General features: G+C 50.4%; 13 protein-coding genes. 12 read left to right on the top strand and 1 reads right to left on the bottom strand.

Annotated elements, in window-relative coordinates:
- The first annotated feature begins 161 nt into the window (after positions 1-161).
- The 10 genes from fadI to H9644_RS10750 all read left to right on the top strand — a co-directional run bounded on the left by fadI (position 162) and on the right by H9644_RS10750 (position 11,374).
- The gene (fadI, locus tag H9644_RS10795) at positions 162-1,472 is read left to right on the top strand and encodes an acetyl-CoA C-acyltransferase FadI (RefSeq protein WP_191774531.1); all 1,311 of its coding nucleotides are present in this window, start codon (positions 162-164) and stop codon (positions 1,470-1,472) included.
- Positions 1,472-3,616, top strand: a complete 2,145-nt coding sequence (fadJ, locus tag H9644_RS10790) for a fatty acid oxidation complex subunit alpha FadJ (RefSeq protein WP_191774530.1) — start codon at positions 1,472-1,474, stop codon at positions 3,614-3,616. Before fadI ends, fadJ begins: the two co-directional genes overlap by 1 nt.
- 202 nt (positions 3,617-3,818) lie before the next feature.
- Positions 3,819-4,304 (top strand): phosphohistidine phosphatase SixA, encoded by a 486-nt coding sequence (gene sixA, locus H9644_RS10785; protein ID WP_191774529.1) that lies wholly within the window; start codon positions 3,819-3,821, stop codon positions 4,302-4,304.
- A 670-nt stretch (positions 4,305-4,974) separates the two neighbouring features.
- Positions 4,975-5,538 (top strand): fimbrial protein, encoded by a 564-nt coding sequence (locus tag H9644_RS10780; protein ID WP_191774528.1) that lies wholly within the window; start codon positions 4,975-4,977, stop codon positions 5,536-5,538.
- Positions 5,539-5,619: 81 nt separating this feature from the next.
- Complete coding sequence (locus H9644_RS10775; protein WP_191774527.1) at positions 5,620-8,256, top strand: fimbrial biogenesis outer membrane usher protein; 2,637 nt, start codon at positions 5,620-5,622, stop codon at positions 8,254-8,256.
- A 49-nt stretch (positions 8,257-8,305) separates the two neighbouring features.
- Positions 8,306-9,022: a fimbria/pilus periplasmic chaperone gene (locus H9644_RS10770; protein WP_225221382.1), complete on the top strand. Its 717-nt coding sequence runs from the start codon at positions 8,306-8,308 to the stop codon at positions 9,020-9,022.
- Between the two features lie 16 nt (positions 9,023-9,038).
- The gene (locus H9644_RS10765; RefSeq protein ID WP_404825874.1) at positions 9,039-9,542 is read left to right on the top strand and encodes a fimbrial protein; all 504 of its coding nucleotides are present in this window, start codon (positions 9,039-9,041) and stop codon (positions 9,540-9,542) included.
- On the top strand, positions 9,539-10,018 hold the full coding sequence (locus H9644_RS10760; RefSeq protein ID WP_191774523.1) for a fimbrial protein: 480 nt from the start codon (positions 9,539-9,541) through the stop codon (positions 10,016-10,018). The genes H9644_RS10765 and H9644_RS10760 overlap by 4 nt, the downstream gene beginning before the upstream one ends.
- Complete coding sequence (locus tag H9644_RS10755) at positions 10,015-10,542, top strand: fimbrial protein (RefSeq protein WP_191774516.1); 528 nt, start codon at positions 10,015-10,017, stop codon at positions 10,540-10,542. Before H9644_RS10760 ends, H9644_RS10755 begins: the two co-directional genes overlap by 4 nt.
- A 1-nt stretch (position 10,543) precedes the next feature.
- A complete protein-coding gene (locus tag H9644_RS10750) occupies positions 10,544-11,374 on the top strand; it encodes a StfH/YfcO family fimbrial adhesin (RefSeq protein ID WP_191774514.1) in 831 nt (276 codons plus the stop codon).
- Between the two features lie 46 nt (positions 11,375-11,420).
- On the opposite strand, the gene smrB is transcribed toward H9644_RS10750, so the two are convergent.
- On the bottom strand, positions 11,421-11,972 hold the full coding sequence (gene smrB, locus H9644_RS10745; protein WP_000730806.1) for an endonuclease SmrB: 552 nt from the start codon (positions 11,970-11,972) through the stop codon (positions 11,421-11,423).
- A gap of 165 nt (positions 11,973-12,137) precedes the next feature.
- Here smrB and prmB point away from each other — a divergent pair, with 165 nt between their 5' ends.
- Both prmB and aroC read left to right on the top strand, forming a co-directional pair.
- Positions 12,138-13,070 (top strand): 50S ribosomal protein L3 N(5)-glutamine methyltransferase, encoded by a 933-nt coding sequence (gene prmB / locus H9644_RS10740; RefSeq protein ID WP_064526487.1) that lies wholly within the window; start codon positions 12,138-12,140, stop codon positions 13,068-13,070.
- Positions 13,071-13,228: 158 nt separating this feature from the next.
- Entirely contained in the window at positions 13,229-14,314 is a 1,086-nt protein-coding gene (gene aroC, locus H9644_RS10735; protein ID WP_191774513.1) for a chorismate synthase, read from the top strand.

Here is a 14,314-nt window from a genome sequence, read left to right as displayed (position 1 = left end):
GCCCCTGCCAGCAACAGGCAGGGGCGTTTTCTTTTCTTTCTCCTGTCTTCAGTGTGTCATAGCTCTCACTTTCCTTTTTCTCCGCTTGGCTAAATGTAAAAAAATAGTTAAGACTATGATCAGGTCAGACCACTTTATATATTTTTTTACAGGGGAGTGTTATGGGTCAGGTTTTACCGCTGGTTACCCGTCAGGGCGATCGTATCGCTATCGTTAGCGGGTTACGTACGCCTTTTGCCCGCCAGGCGACGGCTTTTCATGGCATTCCTGCTGTTGATTTGGGGAAGATGGTCGTAGGTGAATTGCTGGCACGCAGCGAAATTCCCGCAGAAGTGATTGAGCAACTGGTCTTCGGCCAGGTTGTGCAAATGCCAGAAGCGCCCAATATTGCGCGTGAAATTGTTCTCGGTACTGGAATGAATGTGCATACCGATGCTTACAGCGTCAGCCGCGCTTGCGCTACCAGTTTCCAGGCCGTCGCGAACGTTGCTGAAAGCCTGATGGCGGGAACTATTCGAGCGGGGATTGCCGGTGGGGCAGATTCCTCTTCGGTATTGCCAATTGGCGTCAGTAAAAAATTGGCGCGCGTGCTGGTGGATGTCAACAAAGTTCGAACCATGAGCCAGCGCCTGAAACTCTTTTCTCGCCTGCGTTTGCGTGACTTAATGCCCGTACCGCCTGCGGTGGCGGAGTATTCCACCGGATTACGGATGGGCGACACCGCCGAACAAATGGCGAAAACGTATGGCATCACCCGTGAACAGCAAGATGCGTTGGCCCACCGTTCGCATCAGCGTGCTGCCCAGGCATGGTCAGACGGTAAATTAAATGAAGAAGTCATGACCGCGTATATCCCGCCTTATAAACAGCCTCTCGCGGAAGATAATAATATTCGCGGCAATTCCACGCTTGCCGATTACGCAAAGCTGCGCCCGGCGTTTGATCGTAAACACGGAACGGTAACGGCGGCAAACAGTACGCCGCTGACCGATGGCGCGGCAGCGGTGATCCTGATGACTGAATCCCGGGCGAAAGAATTAGGGCTGATACCGCTGGGATACCTGCGTAGCTACGCATTTACCGCTATTGATGTCTGGCAGGACATGCTGCTCGGCCCGGCCTGGTCAACACCGCTGGCGTTGGAACGTGCTGGTTTGACAATGGCCGATCTGACGTTGATTGATATGCACGAAGCGTTTGCCGCCCAGACTCTGGCCAATATTCAGCTGCTTGGCAGCGAACGTTTTGCTCGCGACGTACTGGGTCGTGCACATGCCACAGGAGAAGTGGACGATAGCAAATTTAACGTGCTTGGCGGCTCGATTGCTTACGGGCATCCCTTCGCGGCGACCGGCGCGCGGATGATTACTCAGACCTTACACGAACTTCGCCGTCGTGGCGGTGGATTTGGTTTGGTGACCGCCTGTGCCGCAGGTGGGCTTGGTGCGGCAATGGTTCTGGAGGCGGAATAATGGAAATGGCATCAGCGTTTACTCTTAATGTCCGTCTGGACAATATTGCCATCATCACCATCGACGTTCCCGGCGAGAAAATGAACACCCTGAAGGCGGAATTTGCCTCGCAGGTGCGCGCCATTATTAAGCAACTCCGCGAAAACAAAGATCTGCGTGGTGTGGTGTTTATCTCTGCGAAACCAGACAACTTTATCGCTGGCGCAGATATCAACATGATCGGCAACTGCAAAACGGCGCAAGAAGCGGAAGCACTGGCGCGGCAGGGGCAACAGTTGATGGCGGAGATTCATGCTCTGCCAGTTCCGGTTATTGCCGCTATTCACGGTGCCTGCCTGGGGGGCGGGCTGGAGTTGGCGCTGGCGTGTCATGGCCGCGTCTGTACTGACGATCCTAAAACTGTCCTCGGTTTGCCGGAAGTACAACTTGGATTGTTACCCGGTTCAGGCGGTACTCAGCGTTTACCGCGCCTGACAGGCGTCAGCACAGCATTAGAGATGATCCTCACCGGAAAACAACTTCGGGCGAAACAGGCATTAAAGCTGGGGCTGGTGGATGACGTCGTTCCGCACTCCATTTTACTGGAAGCCGCAGTTGAGCTGGCGAAGCAGGATCGTCCATCTTCCCGCCCTCTACCTGTACGCGAGCGTATTCTGGCAGGACCGTTAGGTCGTGCACTGCTGTTCAAAATGGTAGGCAAGAAAACCGAGCAGAAAACTCAGGGTAACTATCCGGCGACAAAACGCATCCTTGACGTTATTGAAACCGGATTAGCGCAGGGGACCAGCAGTGGCTATGACGCCGAAGCCAGGGCGTTTGGTGAACTGGCGATGACGCCGCAATCGCAGGCTTTGCGTAGTATCTTTTTTGCCAGTACTGAAGTGAAGAAAGATCCCGGCAGTGATGCTCCGCCTGCGCCATTAAACAGCGTGGGGATTTTAGGTGGTGGCTTGATGGGCGGTGGAATTGCCTACGTTACTGCCTGTAAAGCGGGTCTGCCGGTAAGAATTAAAGATATCAATGCCCAGGGCATAAATCATGCGCTGAAATACAGTTGGGATCAGCTGGAGGGCAAAGTGCGTCGCCGACATCTCAAAGCCAGCGAACGTGACAAACAACTGGCATTAATTTCGGGAACGACGGATTATCGCGGCTTTGCCCATCGCGATCTGATTATTGAAGCGGTGTTTGAAAATCTCGAATTAAAACAAAAGATGGTGGCGGAAGTGGAGCAAAATTGCGCCGCTCATACCATCTTTGCTTCGAATACTTCATCTTTACCGATTGGCGATATCGCCGCTCACGCCACGCGACCAGAGCAAATTATCGGTCTGCATTTCTTCAGCCCGGTAGAAAAAATGCCGCTGGTGGAGATCATTCCTCATGCGGGGACATCGGCGCAAACCATCGCCACCACGGTAAAACTGGCGAAAAAACAGGGCAAAACGCCGATTGTGGTAAAGGATAAAGCCGGGTTTTATGTCAATCGCATCTTAGCGCCTTATATTAACGAAGCTATCCGCATGTTGACCGAAGGTGAACGTGTTGAGCAGATTGATGCCGCACTGGTGAAGTTTGGTTTTCCGGTGGGGCCAATCCAACTTTTGGATGAGGTAGGAATTGATACCGGGACTAAAATTATTCCTGTACTGGAAGCTACTTATGGAGAACGTTTTAGCGCACCTGCAAATGTTGTTTCTTCAATTTTGAATGATGATCGCAAAGGCAGAAAAAATGGCCGAGGTTTCTATCTTTATGGCCAAAAAGGGCGTAAAAGCAAAAAACAGGTCGATCCTGCCATTTACCCGCTAATTGGTGCGCAAGGGCAGGGGCGACTCTCCGCACCGCAGGTTGCTGAACGGTGTGTGATGTTGATGCTGAATGAAGCAGTACGTTGTCTGGACGAGCAGGTTATCCGAAGTGTGCGTGACGGGGATATTGGCGCGGTATTTGGAATAGGTTTTCCGCCGTTTCTTGGTGGCCCATTCCGCTATATCGATGCTCTCGGTGCGGGGAAAGTGGTTGCAATAATGCAACGGCTGGCCACGCAGTATGGTTCTCGTTTCACCCCTTGCGAGCGTTTAGTCGAGATGGGCGAGCGTGGGGAAAGTTTTTGGAAAACAAGTGCAACTGACCCTCATTAAAAGGGTCAAAGCTATATGAATCCGCGCTGAGTGGCGGCGTGTTGGTCAATATGTAAACGCATGTTGACTATACTTACGCCATTGAGGTAAAAAACAGCGTTTCATTCGGTGAATGGATAAGGCACAATGCCGGCCACCGTTTTCTTTTTTTAGTTTCAGATGAAAGAAGACGGGCGAATCTGGTTAACAAAAGCGGTGCAATATGCAAGTTTTTATCATGCGTCACGGCGACGCAGCCCTCGATGCCGCCAGTGATTCGGTTCGTCCCCTGACCACTAACGGTTGTGACGAATCTCGCCTGATGGCGAACTGGCTGAAAGGTCAAAAAGTGGAAATCGAACGCGTTCTGGTGAGCCCGTTCCTGCGAGCCGAGCAAACACTGGAGGAAGTAGGGGATTGTCTGAACCTGCCTTCCAGTGCAGAAGTTCTGCCGGAGTTAACGCCCTGCGGCGATGTTGGTCTGGTCAGTGCCTATTTGCAGGCGTTGACCAATGAAGGTGTTGCTTCGGTGTTGGTTATCTCCCATTTACCGTTAGTCGGGTATCTGGTCGCCGAGTTATGTCCGGGCGAAACGCCGCCTATGTTTACCCCCTCGGCCATTGCCAGCGTAACGCTTGATGAAAGCGGAAACGGCACATTCAACTGGCAGATGAGCCCGTGTAATTTGAAGGTGGCGAAAGCTATCTGATTCGTTTGAAAAGATGCCCGATGTAAGGTTTACACCGGGCATCTGCCTTCTTGCAATACGATGAATTTATTCAATATCGCTGATGGAGTCGGTGCGCTTCAATGGTAGCATGTTGAGTGAAAATCGTATCCGCGTATAAATTTTTATTTGAAATATTCCGCTCTGTGGATAGACCATGCCACTCATTTAATGGTGGGTGTTTTTTCGCATATCTGAACTAACGAAACATATAAAAGGAATAGGTAAAGATATTATTTAGTCTTAATTTTATATTGCTTGTAGCGTTTAAATATTATATTTCACCAAAAATAGAATTACAATCCAGTTATTTTTCTTTGTCTGTTTTATGAACAAATGGTATTTGTTTTTGGTATGCCAGTAATGCTTTTTAACCATTTTATTGGACTTTTATAAGATTATCCTGATAAATGGGTGCTGTTTTTTATATATTAAGAAACTCTACATTCAATCGTTAGTAAATTTAATTTGTATTGCGTTCCTGAAAATATCACCATCCACCCACACCAAAGAATATCTTCTTATGCGACCTATTTTCTTGTTAGTTAGATCGGATAGCTTATTCAATGGCTGGGTATAAATAATTGCTATTGACTGAATCAATGTATTGCAATGTTTATATTTTTAATTATTTATGGTTTAAGGACAAATAATGAGTAAGTTTGTAAAAACAGCTATTGCTGCAACAATGGTAATGGGGGCGTTCGCTTCTACTTCAACAATCGCTGCTGGCAACAACGGTACTGCACGTTTCTACGGCACCATTGAAGATTCCCCGTGCTCCATCGTTCCTGATGATCACAAACTGGAAGTCGATATGGGTGACATTGGTTCGGGGATCCTGAAAAACAACGGGACTTCCACACCAAAAAATTTCCAGATCCATCTGCAAGACTGTGTGTTTGACACTCAGACAACCATGACCACGACCTTCACCGGTAACGTGTCCTCTGCCAACAGCGGCAATTACTACACTATTTACAATACTGACACTGGCGCGGCATTTAACAATGTCAGCCTGGCGATTGGTGACGCTCAGGGTACCTCTTACAAAAGTGGCATGGGCATCGACCAGGCAATCGTAAAAGATACTTCTACCAACAAAGGCAAAGCGAAGCAGACTCTGAACTTTAAAGCCTGGCTGGTGGGTGCTGCGGATGCGCCAGATCTGGGTAATTTCGAAGCAAATACCACCTTCCAGATTACTTACCTGTAAGGCATACCCCCATAGCGACACTGCTATGGGGGATTTAAATGGATTTTGACCGAACAAGAATAAAAACGGATAGAAACGTGTATGCCTGACCATTCTCTTTTTCGATTACGGATACTTCCATGGTGCATTGCGCTGGCAATGTCAGGAAGTTATAGCAGTGTCTGGGCTGAAGACGACATTCAGTTTGATTCCCGTTTTCTGGAATTAAAAGGCGACACAAAAATTGATCTGAAGCGTTTTTCCAGCCAGGGGTATGTAGAACCCGGAAAATACAATTTACAGGTTCAACTAAATAAACAGCCATTGGCGGAAGAGTACGATATTTACTGGTATGCTGGCGAAGATGACGCGAGCAAAACCTATGCTTGCCTGACACCAGAATTGGTGGCGCAGTTTGGTTTAAAAGAAGACGTGGCGAAAAATCTGCAATGGAGTCACGACGGTAAATGCCTGAAACCCGGCCAACTGGAAGGGATGGACATTAAAGCTGACCTGAGTCAGTCGGCGTTAATCATTTCATTACCACAAGCTTATCTCGAATATACCGATATTGACTGGGACCCGCCTTCACGCTGGGATGATGGCATCTCCGGAGTCATCGCGGACTACAGCATCAACGCACAAACACGACACGAAGAAAATGGTGGTGATGACTCTAACGAGATCAGCGGCAACGGTACGGTTGGGGTTAACCTCGGGCCCTGGCGCTTGCGAGCCGACTGGCAGAGCGATTATCAGCATACCCGCAGTAACGATGAAGAAACCGATAACAGCACCGAGAAAAACTGGGACTGGAGTCGTTACTACGCATGGCGCGCGTTACCGAGCCTGAAAGCCAAACTGTCGTTAGGTGAAGACTACCTCAACTCCGATATTTTCGATGGCTTTAACTACATTGGCGGTAGCATCAGCACTGACGATCAAATGCTGCCGCCGAACCTGCGCGGTTATGCCCCGGATATTTCCGGCGTGGCGCATACGTCGGCAAAAGTCACCGTCAGCCAGGAGGGCCATGTGATCTATGAAACCCAGGTGCCTGCCGGGCCATTTCGTATTCAGGATCTTGGGGAATTTACCTCCGGTACGCTGCATGTGCGCATTGAAGAACTGAACGGGCAGGTGCAGGAATACGACATCAGCACCGCCTCCATGCCGTTCCTGACTCGCCCCGGCCAGGTTCGCTACAAAGTGATGATGGGGCGTCCGCAGGAGTGGGGACACCATGTGAACGGGGGATTCTTCTCAGGTGGGGAAGCCTCCTGGGGGATAGCCAACGGCTGGTCGCTGTACGGCGGGGCGCTGGGCGATGAAAATTATCAGTCAGTCGCACTTGGCGTAGGGCGCGACCTCTCCATTTTCGGGGCGATGGCCTTTGATATCACCCATTCGCATACCCGGCTTGACGATTCGACCGCTTACGGAAAAAGCACACTTGACGGTAACTCCTTCCGGGTCAGTTACTCTAAAGACTTTGATGAACTAAATAGCCGCGTCACCTTCGCCGGATACCGCTTCTCGGAAGAGAACTTTATGACCATGAGCGAATATCTTGACGCCAATGACAGCAATATGGTGCGCTCCGGCAACGATAAAGAGATGTACACCGCCACCTATAACCAGAACTTCAGAGATATCGGTGTTTCTGTTTATCTGAACTATACGCGCCATACATACTGGGACCGCGAGGAGCAGACCAACTACAACGTAATGCTTTCCCATTATTTCAACATGGGCGGCATTCGTAACATGAGTATTTCTCTGACCGGTTATCGTTACGAGTATGACAACAGCGCCGATAAAGGCGTTTATATCTCCTTAAGTATGCCGTGGGGCGATAACAGCACCGTGAGTTACAACGGCAATTACGGTAGCGGTTCAGACAGCAGTCAGGTGGGGTACTTCAACCGTATTGATGATGCCAGTCACTATCAGATAAACGTTGGCGCCAGTGAAAATCACTCTAGCGTAGATGGCTATTACAGCCATGACGGTTCAATGGCGAAGGTGGACCTTAGCGCCAACTACCATGAAGGGCAGTACACTTCTGCCGGGCTGTCGCTGCAAGGCGGGGCCACGCTAACTGCGCACGGTGGCGCGTTGCATCGTACTCAAAACATGGGGGGGACGCGCCTGCTTATAGACGCTGATGGCGTGGCTGATGTACCGGTCGAAGGTAACGGTTCAGCGGTTTACACCAACATGTTTGGTAAAGCGGTTGTTGCAGACGTCAATAACTACTACCGTAATCAGGCCAACATCGACATCACAAAACTACCGGAAAACGCTGAAGCCACCCAGTCAGTGGTGCAGGCGACGCTAACCGAAGGGGCGATTGGCTACCGTAAATTTGCGGTTATCAGTGGGCAAAAGGCGATGGCTATTCTGCGCCTGAGCGATGGCAGTTATCCGCCATTTGGCGCAGAAGTGAAAAATGAACACGACCAGCAGGTCGGCCTGGTTGACGATGGCGGCAACGTCTATCTGGCTGGGGTAAACGCTGGCGAACGTATGAGTGTTTCATGGAATGGGGCGTCCCACTGTGAGATCTTGCTGCCGGACCCGCTTCCTGCCGACCTGTTCAACGGCCTGTTACTGCCGTGTCAACAAAAAGGTACTGTGGGGCCTGCCACTCCTGTGAAAGTAAAACCGGTGATTAATGAACAGACGCAGCAGGTGACTCCTACAGCAGCGCCAACCTCAATTTCAATAAACCAATAACGTGATTAAGGAATGATCCATGTTTACTACTTTGACTCCTACAATAAAAATGGTTGTTCCGGCGCTGGCGATCGCCGTCAGCTTCGCCGCTCATGCATCGGTGACGCCCGACCGCACTCGTTTAATCTTCAATGAAAGCGACAAATCCATCAGCGTAACTTTGCGCAACAATGACTCTAAGCTACCGTACCTGGCGCAAAGCTGGATAGAAGACGAAAAGGGCAACAAAATCAGCTCGCCTTTGACGGTACTGCCGCCGGTACAGCGTATTGATGCGATGATGAATGGTCAGGTAAAAGTCCAGGGAATGCCGGATATCAATAAATTGCCCGCTGACCGTGAGAGCATGTTCTACTTCAACGTGCGCGAAATCCCGCCAAAATCTAACAAACCCAACACACTGCAAATTGCACTGCAAACGCGGATCAAACTGTTCTGGCGACCGAAGGCGTTGGCAGAAATCAACATGAGAGATCCGTGGCAGCACAAGGTGACGTTAACCCGTAATGGTCAGGCCTTCACCGTCAATAATCCGACGCCATATTACGTCATTATCAGCAACGCCAGTACGCAGAAAAATGGCAATCCGTCAGTCGGCTTTACGCCGCTGGTGATGTCGCCGAAAACGTCCGCGCCACTGAATGTGAAGATGGACACCGTTCCTGTGCTGACTTACGTCAACGACTACGGTGCGCGGTTGCCGCTGATCTTCACGTGTAATGGTAATAGTTGCCAGGTAGATGCAGAGCAGAGCCGCAAAGGCTGATGGCAGGAGCGCCCCGATGAAAGGATCTTGTTTAGCCTCGACTGCGGTCTGTTTGCTGATGTGCAGCGTCGGTAGTTTACCGGCGATGGCTGGCAGTAAATCCGTAGAGTTAACGCTGCGCGTGTTAGTGGATGCGCCGCCACCCTGTTCAGTGAAGGGCAGTGCGGTTGAGTTTGGCAATGTGCTTATTAAAAACATTGATGGTGCCAGCTATCGACAGCCAGTGGCTTACACCCTGAACTGTCAAAACAGCTCCTCCAACGATCTGCAAATGCAGTTACAAGGAACAACCAGCACCATTAACGGCGAAACGGTGCTCAGTACCGGCATTAATGGTTTTGGTATTCGGGTACAGAATGCGGCCGATCATTCTCTTTTTGTTCTCGATAGCGGCCACTGGATGCCATTTAACATTGGTAGCTTGCCGACCCTGGAAGCCGTCCCGGTGAAACAAAACGGTGCGCAACTCACTGCATCAGAATTTAGCGCAACGATGACCATGGTGGTTGACTATCAATGAAACGATTTGCGTTTTGCTTATTGTGTGGCTGTGTCGGTAGTGCCCTGGCAGCCGATAACGACATCTCATTTCACGGTACGTTGGTTGCGCCGCCTGCTTGCACCATTAGCGACGGCAAGACAATCGAAGTCGAGTTTCGTAATGTGATTATTGACGATATTAACGGTGATAATTTCCGCCAGGAGGTACCCTACACGATCTCATGCGACCCCGATATTCGTGACGATGCCTGGGAGATGACGCTAACCTGGATGGGAAGCCAAACAAGCTATGATGATGCCGCCATCGAGACAGACGTAACAGGGTTAGGTATTGAACTTCAGCAAAATCACCAGCCATTTAAGCTGGGTACGCCGCTGAAAATCAATCCTGAAAATCCGCCGACACTGCAAGCCGTCCCGGTAAAAGCCACTAATGCAGATCTTAGCGATGGGACATTCTCTGCTTACGCAACATTACAGGTGGATTACCAATGAACCTGAAACAAACATTTCACTCTGCAACGGTTCTGGGCGTTGTGTTGCTGTCACCCTGCGCATCAGCGGCGGAAAACTTACATTTCTACGGTAATTTACTCAGTAAATCTTGCACGTTGGTGGTGCAGGGGGAGGTTCTGGCTGAAGTGCATTTTCCTACGGTGAGCCGCAAAGATTTAATGGTTATCGGGCAATCGGCGCGGGTACCCGTTGTATTTCAACTTAAGGATTGTAAGGGGCCTGCGCAATATGAAGTAAGGGTAACGCTGACAGGGACAGAAGATGCAGAACAGCCCGGTTTTTTGGCGCTGGATGCCTCATCTGCTGCACAGGGCGTGGGGATTGGCATGGAAAAAACGGATGGAACTCCAGTGCCGGTCAACAACACAACCGGAGTGACTTTCTTGCTCAGTAACGGCAATAACAATCTTAATTTTAATGCCTGGTTACAGGCGAAAAGCGGTCGTGAAGTAACGATGGGGGAGTTTACTGCCTCTCTGACTGCAACATTTGAGTACATTTAAAATGAGAATACTACGATGGTTGTGCTGCCTGGTGATGTTGATGTGCGCCACGGAAGGTCTGACTGCGGGGCATAGCGTTGATTTATACTACGGTAATAGCGAAAATCCACTGTCTGCTATGTTCTTTAACCTGAAAATAATGATGCCTTCGGGGGTCTATGATGGTGAATATAAAAGCGATGGCGTGTTGCGTACTGGCGATTATTTGAGCAATGTCAGTTGGAGTGGCCCCCCTCCAGCACCTTCGGTTAAATTGTTAAGCTTCAGGCAAAATCTCAATAAGTCTTTATGTCCGGGACTACCTTCTGGATGGGACTGCGGACAGCTTACCTTTGAAATTATTGTCTCTGCGGATATTGAATCTTATTTTTATTGTCCGTGGCTGGTGGTTATGAACGACGTAGTTACTTTACCTGCGTATCAAGGAGGCCTGTCATACCCGGGGCCGAATGGTTACGCCACGGTCTGCCCGACCGTTTCTGTTACGCCTTATGATATTTCATGGGATGAGAGCTATGTCAATAAGTCGAAACTTCTCACTTTGCAGTCGACGGGCGAGGTGGTTGAGAAAACACTTTCAACCTATTTGATGAAAGATGGAAAATTGTGTGATAGCTCGCAGATGAATGAAACCGGAGGTTACTGCCGCTGGGTCGCGCAGATGATTACCTTTACTGCGACCGGTTGTGATAAGGCGGAAGTCACTGTCACGCCAAACCGGCATCCGATTACGGATAAGCAACTGCACGATATGATCGTGCGTGTCGATACCAGTAGCAGGCAGCCCATCGATTCTACCTGTCGATTCCAGTACATATTGAACGAGTTGTAGCAAGTAGGCCGGATCAGGCGTTTACGCCGCATCCGGCTTTTACCATTCAGGGCAACTCTGGCGGCAGCCACTCTTCCACTTCAATCAACACTAACAACGCCGCATCTCCGCCGTACTCTTTCGGTGCCTGGTGAAACGCCATCACATGCGGATGTTGCGCCAGCCACAGCGGCGTTTGCTGTTTTAAAATATGCTTACCATGACCATGCATCACGCAGGCACAAAACACATGCTCACGGCGGCAGGCGGCGATCAATGCGCCTAACTCTTGTTTGGCTTGCAATTGCGTCAGACCATGCAAATCTAAAAACAGCTCTGGTGAATAATCACCACGACGCAGTTTCTTCGCCTCAAAATGGCTCACATCCGGGCGGACATATTTAACCGGACCTTCGGTATTTAATAACGGTTGAAACTCATCGGAGAAATAATGACTGGCATCAGCCTGTTCCTGAATCAACCGCTTCACCGGCACTTCGCTGATTTTTTTACGCTGCGGTCGGTGGACAATTGTGTCCTGCTTAATCTTGCGAGTGCCCGCCATCAACTGGCGAAACAGTGCCTGGTCCTCCTCGCTGAGTGTTGTTTTCTTTTTCATTTATGTATCTCTGTTTTAATTTTCCTACAGTTTACCCGACTCGCAGCGCAATCGATCGGTCAAAACGTATTTTTCCTGCGTCATCGCCGCGTGAATGCTGATTTATCGTCATCTTCATGGCAAACTAGCCGCCGAAATTAATGCGACCATGCCCTGGAGGAATACGTGGATAAAATTTTCGTTGATGAAGCAGTAAATGAGCTGCAAACCATTCAGGACATGTTGCGCTGGTCGGTTAGCCGCTTCAGCGCGGCAAATATCTGGTACGGCCACGGCACCGACAACCCGTGGGATGAAGCGGTGCAACTGGTATTGCCATCGCTCTATCTGCCGCTGGATATTCCGGAAGATATGCGCAACGCCCGCCTGACCTCCAGCGAAAAACACCGTATTGTTGAGCGTGTGATCCGCCGCGTCAACGATCGCGTTCCGGTGGCCTATCTGACCAACAAAGCCTGGTTCTGCGGCCATGAATTTTACGTCGATGAACGCGTGCTGGTGCCGCGCTCACCGATTGGTGAACTGATCAACAATAAGTTTGCCGGACTTATCAGCAAGCAACCGCAACATATTCTGGATATGTGCACTGGTAGCGGTTGCATCGCCATTGCCTGCGCTTATGCCTTCCCGGAAGCGGAAGTCGACGCGGTAGATATCTCTCCCGACGCGCTGGCGGTAGCCGAACAGAACATCGAAGAACATGGTCTGATCCACAACGTCATTCCGATTCGTTCCGATCTGTTCCGTGACTTGCCGAAAGTGCAGTACGACCTGATCGTCACTAACCCGCCGTATGTTGATGCGGAAGATATGTCCGACCTGCCAAACGAATATCGTCACGAGCCGGAACTGGGCCTGGCATCTGGCACTGACGGCCTGAAACTGACGCGCCGCATTCTCGGTAACGCGGCAGATTACCTTGCTGATGATGGCGTGCTGATTTGTGAAGTGGGCAACAGCATGGTACATCTTATGGAACAATATCCGGATGTTCCGTTCACCTGGCTGGAGTTTGATAACGGCGGCGATGGTGTGTTTATGCTCACTAAAGCGCAGCTTATTGCGGCACGGGAACATTTTGGAATTTATAAAGATTAAATTTACTCGTCATTCTTCAAGTTGCATGTGCTGCGTCTGCGCTCGTTCACCCCAGTCACTTACTTCTGTAAGCTCCTGGGGATTCACTCACTTGTCGCCTTCCTGCAACTTGAATTATTTAGAGTAAAAAATGCAAACACAACAATAACGGAGCCGTGATGGCTGGAAACACAATTGGACAACTCTTTCGCGTAACCACCTTCGGCGAATCGCACGGGCTGGCGCTCGGCTGCATCGTCGATGGTGTTCCGCCAGGAATTCCGCTGACGGAAGCGGATCTGCAACATGATCTCGACCGTCGTCGCCCTGGGACCTCGCGCTATACCACCCAGCGTCGTGAACCGGATCAGGTAAAAATTCTCTCCGGCGTTTTTGAAGGTGTTACCACTGGTACAAGTATTGGCCTGCTGATCGAAAACACCGATCAGCGTTCCCAGGATTACAGCGCAATTAAAGACGTTTTCCGTCCAGGCCATGCCGATTACACCTACGAACAAAAATACGGTCTGCGCGACTATCGCGGCGGTGGACGCTCCTCCGCCCGCGAAACCGCCATGCGCGTTGCGGCAGGGGCGATTGCCAAAAAATATCTCGCTGAGAAATTTGGCATCGAAATTCGCGGCTGCCTGACCCAGATGGGTGACGTTCCCCTGGAAATCAAAGACTGGTCGCAGGTTGAACAAAATCCGTTCTTCTGCCCAGACCCGGACAAAATCGACGCGTTAGATGAACTGATGCGCGCGCTGAAAAAAGAGGGTGACTCCATCGGCGCGAAAGTCACTGTGGTGGCAAGTGGCGTACCCGCAGGACTTGGCGAACCGGTATTTGATCGTCTGGATGCCGACATTGCTCATGCGCTGATGAGCATCAACGCGGTGAAAGGTGTGGAAATTGGCGATGGTTTTGACGTGGTGGCGCTGCGTGGCAGCCAGAACCGCGACGAAATCACCAAAGAAGGTTTTCAGAGCAACCATGCAGGCGGCATTCTTGGCGGTATCAGCAGCGGGCAGCAAATCATTGCCCATATGGCGCTGAAACCGACCTCCAGCATTACCGTGCCTGGGCGCACGATCAACCGCTTTGGCGAAGAAGTTGAGATGATCACTAAAGGTCGCCACGATCCCTGTGTCGGGATCCGCGCCGTGCCAATCGCAGAAGCGATGCTGGCAATCGTTTTAATGGATCACCTGTTACGGCAGCGGGCGCAAAATGCCGATGTGAAGACTGATATTCCACGCTGGTAA

Origin of the sequence: Escherichia whittamii (assembly GCF_014836715.1) — a bacterium.
Lineage (GTDB): Bacteria > Pseudomonadota > Gammaproteobacteria > Enterobacterales > Enterobacteriaceae > Escherichia > Escherichia whittamii.
Note: the sequence above shows the minus strand (reverse complement) of the source record. Positions and strands in the feature narration are given on the sequence as shown.

What these genes read in the sequence shown, in the direction of transcription:
- fadI (WP_191774531.1), top strand. Translation starts at nt 162, where the DNA reads ATGGGTCAGGTTTTACCGCTGGTTACCCGTCAGGGCGATCGTATCGCT.
- H9644_RS10775 (WP_191774527.1), top strand. Translation starts at nt 5,620, where the DNA reads ATGCCTGACCATTCTCTTTTTCGATTACGGATACTTCCATGGTGCATT.
- fadJ (WP_191774530.1), top strand. Translation starts at nt 1,472, where the DNA reads ATGGAAATGGCATCAGCGTTTACTCTTAATGTCCGTCTGGACAATATT.
- H9644_RS10760 (WP_191774523.1), top strand. Translation starts at nt 9,539, where the DNA reads ATGAAACGATTTGCGTTTTGCTTATTGTGTGGCTGTGTCGGTAGTGCC.
- H9644_RS10770 (WP_225221382.1), top strand. Translation starts at nt 8,306, where the DNA reads ATGGTTGTTCCGGCGCTGGCGATCGCCGTCAGCTTCGCCGCTCATGCA.
- H9644_RS10750 (WP_191774514.1), top strand. Translation starts at nt 10,544, where the DNA reads ATGAGAATACTACGATGGTTGTGCTGCCTGGTGATGTTGATGTGCGCC.
- aroC (WP_191774513.1), top strand. Translation starts at nt 13,229, where the DNA reads ATGGCTGGAAACACAATTGGACAACTCTTTCGCGTAACCACCTTCGGC.
- H9644_RS10765 (WP_404825874.1), top strand. Translation starts at nt 9,039, where the DNA reads ATGAAAGGATCTTGTTTAGCCTCGACTGCGGTCTGTTTGCTGATGTGC.
- sixA (WP_191774529.1), top strand. Translation starts at nt 3,819, where the DNA reads ATGCAAGTTTTTATCATGCGTCACGGCGACGCAGCCCTCGATGCCGCC.
- smrB (WP_000730806.1), bottom strand. Translation starts at nt 11,972, where the DNA reads ATGAAAAAGAAAACAACACTCAGCGAGGAGGACCAGGCACTGTTTCGC.
- H9644_RS10755 (WP_191774516.1), top strand. Translation starts at nt 10,015, where the DNA reads ATGAACCTGAAACAAACATTTCACTCTGCAACGGTTCTGGGCGTTGTG.
- H9644_RS10780 (WP_191774528.1), top strand. Translation starts at nt 4,975, where the DNA reads ATGAGTAAGTTTGTAAAAACAGCTATTGCTGCAACAATGGTAATGGGG.